At 46.5% G+C, this 9,082-nt stretch carries 2 protein-coding genes and 1 rRNA gene; 1 reads left to right on the forward strand and 2 read right to left on the reverse strand.

Translation table 11 applies throughout. The annotated features are described in order from the left end of the window. Nucleotides 1-260: 260 nt before the first annotated feature. Nucleotides 261-7,646: an endo-alpha-N-acetylgalactosaminidase family protein gene (locus BN1360_RS02445; protein WP_068778322.1), complete on the reverse strand. Its 7,386-nt coding sequence runs from the start codon at nucleotides 7,644-7,646 to the stop codon at nucleotides 261-263. Between the two features lie 413 nt (nucleotides 7,647-8,059). Between BN1360_RS02445 and BN1360_RS02450 the strand changes: the two genes are divergently transcribed. Further along, nucleotides 8,060-8,920 carry an AraC family transcriptional regulator gene (locus BN1360_RS02450; RefSeq protein ID WP_068778323.1) on the forward strand — a complete coding sequence of 287 codons (861 nt, stop codon included), beginning with the start codon at nucleotides 8,060-8,062 and terminating at the stop codon, nucleotides 8,918-8,920. A 43-nt stretch (nucleotides 8,921-8,963) separates the two neighbouring features. On the opposite strand, the gene rrf is transcribed toward BN1360_RS02450, so the two are convergent. Then, nucleotides 8,964-9,080, reverse strand: a 5S ribosomal RNA gene (gene rrf / locus BN1360_RS02455). Between the last annotated feature and the right edge of the window lie 2 nt (nucleotides 9,081-9,082).

Consider the following 9,082-nt stretch of genomic DNA (forward strand, 5'->3'; position numbering starts at 1 on the left):
CTCATTCTAAGCATAAGCCCGGCACTGATGCTGCACCATAAGACGATATTAAATTTGCTAGGGAATACCGATAGAAATATGCAAGAAATGCTTATAAAAGAGCAGGCAATGGCCAACACAATACCCATTAAGAAGGATATCCACCAATATAAAAAGCTCATGATTGCTTCATAGCACCGCAGAGAGTGTCTCTCTACTTCACTTAGAACAATCATGAGCTTTCACTATATTCATTAATGCCAGTTCTTTCCTATGACGATCTACTTAGCCTGCTCCAAATGCTGCAGCAATCTTGTTAACAGCACAGCAGCTTCTGCACGAGTCAGATTGCCATTCGGATGAAGCTTATGGTCTGGCGTACCTTGCATCAAGCCAGCCTGAATGCTAATCGCCAATGCTTCTTGGGACCATTTACTGACTTGAGCGGCATCCTTGTACTTGGCAAGAATATGATCAGCTGTATCGCTCAGCTTGATAGACTTGCCTTCCAATTCAAGCACCCGCATCATAATTACAGCCGTCTCTTGTCGTGTAATGGACTTCATCGGCTCGAATTTATTGCCTGCATACCCCTTAATCAGTCCTGCCTGAGATGCAGCAGCAATATCATCCGTATACCACATGTTATCGGCTACATCCAGGAATGATGTGGAACCGCCCGGCTTAAGATCCAGTGCACGTGCAAACATGGCTGACAGCTCTGCACGAGATACGGTCTTGTTCGGTGCGAATTCGGTAGCCGAGATTCCCTTAACGATCCCACGCCTTACCAGTTCATCGATCTCCTTGCTTGCCCAATGACCCACGGTATCTGCAAATGGCTTAGGCTTATCTGTGCCTGGGTCTGGCTTCGTATCCGGATCCGTTTGCTGTCCGGGGTCCGGCTTCTGCCCCGGCTCTGGCTTCACCTCCGGGCTTGGGTTCACCACGGGATCCGGTCTTGGCTCCGGATCTGGCGTCACGGTGTTACGCTTAACATTGACCGTAGCAACAGCTTTAATGGCTGTTCCATTCACAGCGCCTTCCACTTGGAAGGAACCTTCCTGCGCATACTGGGATGGATCGATAGCGTTCCAGGTAACTGCAACTTCCTTCGTCTGATCGTTCTCGTAAGTCGCTTTTACGGTTTCGGGAAGTACTGGTGCAATGCCTACTCGCGTATCCACGGTTACAGGATCTATCTTCACAATGCCTGCGCTCGGAATAAGCTGCTTGATGGCTTGCTCAAGTACGACTCTTGATTCATCAATCAGCGCTATGGTAGCGGCCGGATCTTTCATTACTGCAATTGCTTTATCCAATGCAGCGGTTAGCGTCGCCCAGGATTCAGGCTTGTAATCCTTGCTATTCAGCTTGCCAGCGCGATCAATCACTTGCTGAAGCAGCGTCTTGGAATAGTCGATTCCATAACCTTTAATATAGAAGTTATCCAGGATCAATGCACAGTCCGAGGTTGCCTTCTCTTCTCTCTTGGATACTAATTTGAAAAGAACCTGATAGTCATCTTGCTCGCCTGTTGTAAAGATCTGCTTGAACTCTATATAACCGCCGTCCTTGCCAGGCTTGTTCCCCGGATTAGGCAGATGCTCAAGCTGTTCTTGCAGCACCACTTCACCTGTAGAGCGAGATTGCACAAGGACCTCATAGTCGGCCAGGTTCTCCAAGGTGTAGATGAAGCCTAGTTCGTACTCTTGGTTCGGCTGCAGCTTCACACCGGCTTCATTCGACTTTATCAATCTGCCTACATCGGTCTCGTTGATCTTCAAGGAATTCTCTCCGTCAAGAACCCATGTCATCACTGGACCAACTTTCTGTTCCGATGGTTTCACAACCGGGTTGTTGTCGAGAGCATTACTGCGATCGGACGCGATATGAATCTTTCTCGAGCCGCCGCCATACTCGAATGGTCCCCAACCCTCATAGACATTTTCAAAATCTTCGTAAACAACATATCCCTTATTCGTTACATCGTCCTCAACTGTGATATGCTGCCAGATGCGAACATCATCATACGATACTGTGCCCGCCCCAGCTTCAGCTACAAGCTTAACGGTAGCTTCGGTTACCCCTTCAGGCACATGGAACTCTACACTCATTCGTTGCCATGTCGTGTTCACATACTTGAAGGAGGTTTGATGGGAACCATCTGCACCCGTGACTTCATTCGTGTATGTCTCATCGCCGATCACAACCTGAATGCCGGATTTTCTTCCCTTCTGCGTCTGTGTCCAGACACCAACCGTGTAATCCTGACCCGGGATTAATCCCGTTATCCTCTGCGAGATCTCTCCGGCTTGACTGCCGACCTCAGCATATCTGTTCCAATTGGAATTCGTCATTTCCTTGCTAATATCGTATTCAGCATCGCCTTGCACCGTTTTGATTTTGATATGATTCGTGTCATCCACTGTCCAGGAGCCTGGCACGTTAAATCGCTCCGAGTTAAACGCAAAGTCCTTGATCAGACTGCCTGCACCCCAATCCTGTGCGCTTGGCACAAGCTTCTCTGCGTCAGCAGATGCCGGATACAATACATAAGGCTTATTTTTAGCTGCCCGATCAATCGTTATCGTACCATTAACTGCGTTAATCGTATCCACCAATACCTTGCCTTGTTGTGTCAGCTCATACATATTGAATTGCTTCACATCTTTGAATTCATTCGTCAACTGCCAAGTCGTCTCCTTGCCAGTTGTATTCCAATGGTACAGCTTCGCACCTTCGTTCATACCTAACACTTTATTGGTACGAACATCCCATACCCATGGAATCAATGAGTTCGCCTCGCCTGTATGACGAACTGATTCATCTGTTGTCGTTCCGGTATCCTTCCAGGAAGAAATCAGTTTGCCGTCTTTGGATAATTCGATCTTGCCGTTTCCCTTGTTACGTTTGGAGGTGACCCCATCCTCATAAGTGACTTGGTCCGTCTCATGCTTCAGAACACCAAAATGCTGCATATATTTCGTTGGCAGTACTTCGTTAAAAAATACGGTTACCCCCTGCTGCAGATCAGGCTTGGAATCGCCCCATGTGGTCACCCCAGGAATTTTCTGACCTTTATACAGCGCTTGACCAACGAAGATATCGAGATTATTTTTCACCATTCGGGATAACGTGCTGTTATTTCCTTTGTTCGGATAACCCAAGTCCGGACCCCAGTGTACAAAATCTACACCTGGCTCAAGCGGACCTGCAAACTCTGTTCCTACCTTGAGGCCCAGGTCATTTGCATATTGCAACAGCTTATGTGCATTGTAGTCATTGCCTGTATACACATCAATATAATAGAAATCGAGGGCGGGATCGTTAGGGTTATTCGGATCTTTTGTCAGGTTGTACAGACTCTCAAATCGAGCCTTCAGGTCACCGCTCAATACATCCTTCGTCTGATCTACGTAATACGCCGTATCAATCCAATCCCAGCCCTTGCCTAACTTATCCGTTGCTGGTCCGTTCGCAGTAGCTCCATTAAGATTCGAGTAGTTCAATTCGTTCGCATCAAGATGATACTCTGTGGCATTGATATGCACACCGACCCGCAGATTATACTTATCCCCTTCATCGATCAGATAGTTAAAGTCTTTCAGTCCACCTTGCCGTACACCGATGTTGGAGTACGATGGAATGTCATCATCATGACCTTCGGCTTGATAGCCCTTATGAAGGATCATTTGTCCGAATCCGTCCGTATAGTTATACAGCACTTTGCCTGTATCTAACGAATTCAGGAATGTATCATTCGCCTGGCTGGCAAAATTGAAAGCAATATACATCATGCTGTTCTTCATATCCTCAGCACCATATGGCTCGACAAATATTGTCTTGCGATAAGCTACCACAGCATCCTGCCAATCCGTCTTGCCATCCCCATTTTGCTCTTCCGTAATTACAACCTCATACCAAGGCAGCGCTTCGGTTTCATTGCTTTGACTATGACGATATGTCCATGTTCCAGGCTTAACGCTGATCTTGTTCACAAGCGGCTTCTTCTCTGTTGTTACAATCATCTTGTTGCCGCTGCTGATGACGTTATTTTCGACCGCAATCCCCAAACCGTTGGCACTTGCCATCGTCATTGTTGCGCCAAATGTGCCCGCTTGCTTCATCTTTAACATATCATCGACAAGCTCCTCCGAGATGCCATGCCATTCACCGTTGGATTTATTCCATGCATAGGTTGCGCTATCCATGGAGCTATCCACATAGATCAAAGAGCTGTTCAATTGTATGGATCTAACGAGAACATCTTTGCCTTCCTTAATATTCGTAACCTCAAAGCGCACCACGTGGCTCTCTTCAATCTGGAGCTGTGCGGTAATCTCTACGCCAATCTCTTCAATATTCATCGTGTACTCGTATTTATGCTCAGCGACCTTCTTCGATGTCGTCTGCGGCTTATACTCGGTGTTATTAATAATCAGCGTATTCGTCTGCTCCATTCCTGTAGAGATCGTACGATCACCCAGCTGATAATTGGCAATCCCCGGGAAGTCTTGATACAGTGTAACGGTCAAGCCATCTTTGGTGATCGTATCCGTGTCCGAGGTTAATTGAAGCTTCGGCATCGACTCTATTTCAACGATCTTCAGATTGCTGACCGTCATTGTCTTGCCGCCATACCAGGATCGAAGACCAAACCAGCCTGCTTCTTGGGTAATTTCCTCATCCGTTACAGATCCCATATCTGTCTTAACACCTTCTGAGTCCGTAATGCTAAAGGATACGGTGTTGCCTGCCAGACGAAGTTCAACCTTATAGGATGAAGCGGCCTTCATCTCATAAGCAACCGGGAATTTGGTTTCATTTCCGTTCGCATACAGCATCCATTTCCCGTTGATATCATGAATGATGGACACATAACGCTCGCTATCTAGTCCACGCAATACGAACCCATAACGACCGCCATCAGCGCCTGGCGTTGCACTCGTTTGGAAGTCAAACGCAACCCGCTGATTAGCAACCTTGGGACTCGCTTTATCTGCCATTAACGCAACGCCCGGCATGTTAACCTGGACAAAGTCCTTCCCGCTATTCAACACCTCTGCCTTGCTCTCATCAAGAGCAACCCAGCTCGGAGTTGTGTAATCCGGAATATAGATTCGAATTTCCTCTACGGTAATCGCATCGATGCTAACCTGAATCTCTCTGGTTCCCGGGTTGTAAATGCCAAATGCTCCCTGCTGTAATCCATCTGCCGATGCACTGCCTACCCATGTCCCATTTACATATAGACTCCATTCATTCTCAATCAGCTGTACACGGATCAGGTACTCTTTGCCACCCTCGAGATTAGGTGCCGTTCCAATCACCGTCTTGCTGCCGCTACCATCAAGCTGAGAAACCCACTTGCCACTATCCTGATAAATCGTTGTATTCCCGATTTTCACACCGGCAACGCCGTCAGCGACCTTCATCTTCACTTGGTATTCACCGTTAGCGATGGGTTGAACAGCCTGGTTCATCGCTGCCGTCGAAGCTGCAATTGTACCTTGCAGGTATCCATCAGCAACTTGCTGTTCACCAAGTCCTGTCCAATTCAGATCTGTAAGACTCTCATAATACTCTTCATAGATTATCTTATCCGATGCAATGTTCGTATCCAGCTCAGGGAATTGTTCCGTAAAGAGAATATTATCAACATAGATTTGGCCTTCAGCAATAATGCCGAAGCCGCCCAGCCCGAATTGAGTCCCTGCCGGCAGGTCAGCATGCAATTCCGCACCATTGATGCTCAATGTGATGGAAGAGTCTGTATATTGCAAACCTACTTTGTTCCATGCACGCACTTTAGGGGTTGAATCGTTTGCCTTCACCGTGACCAGATCAATGCTGTTCGCACTCTGCTTCAGCACCCACTTCCCATCCTCATAGCGGATGGCAGCATGGTCGCCAATCGTGAATCCGATCGCCGTCGTTGTCGGCTTCACTTCTAACATGTACGTAGCGCTTGGCAACTGTGGCGCATCCAGATTCCAGGCCTCGCCATTCATATTCGTCAGATGCAAAATGCGATTGCTGCCTTCAGCTACGATAGCTGCTGTTGCGTCACTCCACCTGCCTGTGATCCCTTCTTGAAAATCATTGCTGTATTGAACAATCTGTTCAGGCTCAATGATCTGATTCGTATACTGCAAATTATCGATATATAATTCCACCGTGCTGCGAATGCGCATACCAAATCGCCCTGCTGCCTCAGTAAACTGATCGAAGGAGATGTCACCGATCAGCTTTTTGTTCATGTATACGGTGATTGTCTTCTCATTGAAGTTAAACATTAAGTTATTCCATCTGCCCTGGATCGGATATGGAATATTCAGCTTTGAACCCCAGCCTGAGCTTGATTCCGGAATCCAACTGGATGGATCCACCCCGAGTTCATTAAAGATGCTTGCCTCATCATTCATCCGGAAGCCAAATGCAAACCCTTGTCCGTTGCCCAGCTTCGCCGGATTGACGAGCTTAAAGTCCAGCGACAACGTTCCCTTTTGAAGTGGAGGAGAATCGAGGTCCGCGCCTCGTTCCTTCGAGCCTTTTTTCAACGACAGTACTTTATTGCCATTCTGTTCTGTGACCACTTGCGCGTTAAGACCTGACCAATTTGGCACATACGCGGGATCTTCATAGTCTTGAACATAACTGACGATATCCGAAGGCTTCTCCTTCATACCTGCACCAATGATCTTAATATCCTTGATCTCGATCTTGCCAGTTGCATAACGTTTATACACGCCTACTTGGCCGTAATCAGCTATCGTGCCAAGCATCTTACATTCCTGGTTATAGTAAACCTGTCCATCAACTACAACCAACAGCTTTGTGCGATTAAAGCCAATCTGAATATGGTAGTCGGTATCCAGCTTGAGCTCTGGCCCGGTGAATGTTTCCCAATCACCTGTTCCATCCGGGCTTTGAATAACCCAGGTGGTCCCTGCATCATAACGCACAGAAACGCTTGGCTTGTCATCATAAGTCCCAATGACAAAGCCTACATTGCTCTGAACACCACTCTTATAGCGCATCGTAGTGTCAATGGTACCAACCGATAGCCAAGGAGCTTTATCCCAGGTTGCAATACTGGCGTTTTTATCTAATGCTATAATATCTACGGTCAAGCCATTGTTAACGGAAGTACTCCCGTTTCCCAGATGGAAAGTCATCGGTTCGGGCTCCATGGATTGATAGTTGTTCGAATAGGTGACAAGTTCTTGTCCTTCCGGGATGTTGCTCTCAATCTCCTTCAAGAAGCTGTCAAACACATGCTCTGCTTCATACACAACGACATGAGCTTCGGCTTTCAAATCCGTACCCTCAGCCTCCCCTTCGACGGTAAAAGTGCCGGGTCCCAAATATCGCGAGGCATCAATGGAGTCCCAGTTCACATTTACTTCTGTAAACGAACTGTCACTGTAGACAGCCTGCACGACCGAAGGAAGTACTGGCGCGATTCCAGCCTGGGTCTCTACTGTAATTGATGGGATCTCTACTATAGTTCGTTCGATAGGCGTTGGTGGCGGATCTCCCTCGCCCTCCTCTGCTGCGAACAAAGTCGACCCTGGCCATAGTCCCATTTGACTTGAACTGACCACGATAATCAACATCCAGATCACGACTCTCGATATCAAGCCATTATGCTTTGCCTTCACCCGATCATTCCCCCTAATACTGTACTTTAATGTTCAATTTACAGCCTCATTGCTCCCAAACCTGAATGTTTAATCAAGACTTGCCCGATTGGATGATACCTTTGTCAGATCATGCAGTAAAATTTAGAGAACGCTTTCATAAAAGAGTATCCTCCCTGCCCTGCAATCCCTCCGGGTTATCATTTTCCAATCTGCAATACCTTGTATTGCTTTCTAAGTGTAGCAAATCGTTCTCGATGAGTACTTTCATTATGCAGTCGAGATTGAGAAAAATGTTTGAAATAAAGAACTAGATTTGTAAATGATATTGCTTTCAATAATGCCCCTCGATAAAATTGAATAGTAATCGTCATTATCCTTCAATACCATATCATTGCTTTGTTATACCATCAGTCATCATTGGGGGGGTTAGTGTGAAGGCTACGATTGAGCAGCTCTTTCAAATGCAAGATCAGAGTATGATCTATAATGCATTGCCGCGTACATTAAAGCCGGGGTATACCTTTGGACCCCATAGCCACGAGAATGTAGAAATATGCTTGATGAAAGAAGGAGAGTGCGACATCATTATCAATGGGGAGAATGTTACCGTTCGCAAGGGCGAACTGTTGATTATCTTCTCGCATATGATTCACTCTTTTCACGTCAACTCCAATCGCCCTGCCGTATTTCTGCAGATTCATTTTTGTCCGGAAAGCCTTACTGATATTAACCCGCGAGTTAACGAAGGCCTAACGTTTCTGCACTATATGACAGATCGGCACAGCGCATATATATACCAGCCCTTCACCGATCAGCTGCTTTCGTGTGTAGAACGAATCTGCCAAGAGATGAATAATGACACAGAGATGTTTCATATCTCGTTAGCGAATATTTATATTTACGAGCTTCTATTTCTCCTATCCCGCGAGATCGAGAAGAGTGTTCGCAGGAAATTCAACGTTGATAATCCCATCGTGATTCGAGCCATCCATTATATCAACCAGAACATTGAGTATCCCCTGACTTTAGATGAAATCTCGCAAAGCTGTAATGTTACCACAAGATACTTGTCCAAGATCTTTAAGAGTTATATGAATATTACGGTGAATGAATATATTCTCATTGCAAAGATCGAGCTGGCGATGAACTATATATGCAATAGCAACTTAACCGTGACCACCATTTCATCGAAGTTAGGCTTTTCCAGCGGGCAATATTTTGCAACGGTGTTTAAGAAGTATACAGGGGTAACACCCAGGGAGTTTAAGACATTGCGGAATAAGGACATTTAGGATATAAAAAAACCACCACCGATTATCGGTAGTGGTTCTTATCGCTTGGCGGCTTCCTACTCTCCCAGGACCCTTCGGTCCAAGTACCATCGGCGCTAGAGGGCTTAACGGTCGTGTTCGGGATGGGTACGTGTGGAACCCCTCCGCCATCGCCACCAAACG

Source organism: Paenibacillus sp. GM2, from assembly GCF_900069005.2.
Taxonomy (GTDB): Bacteria; Bacillota; Bacilli; order Paenibacillales; family Paenibacillaceae; genus Fontibacillus.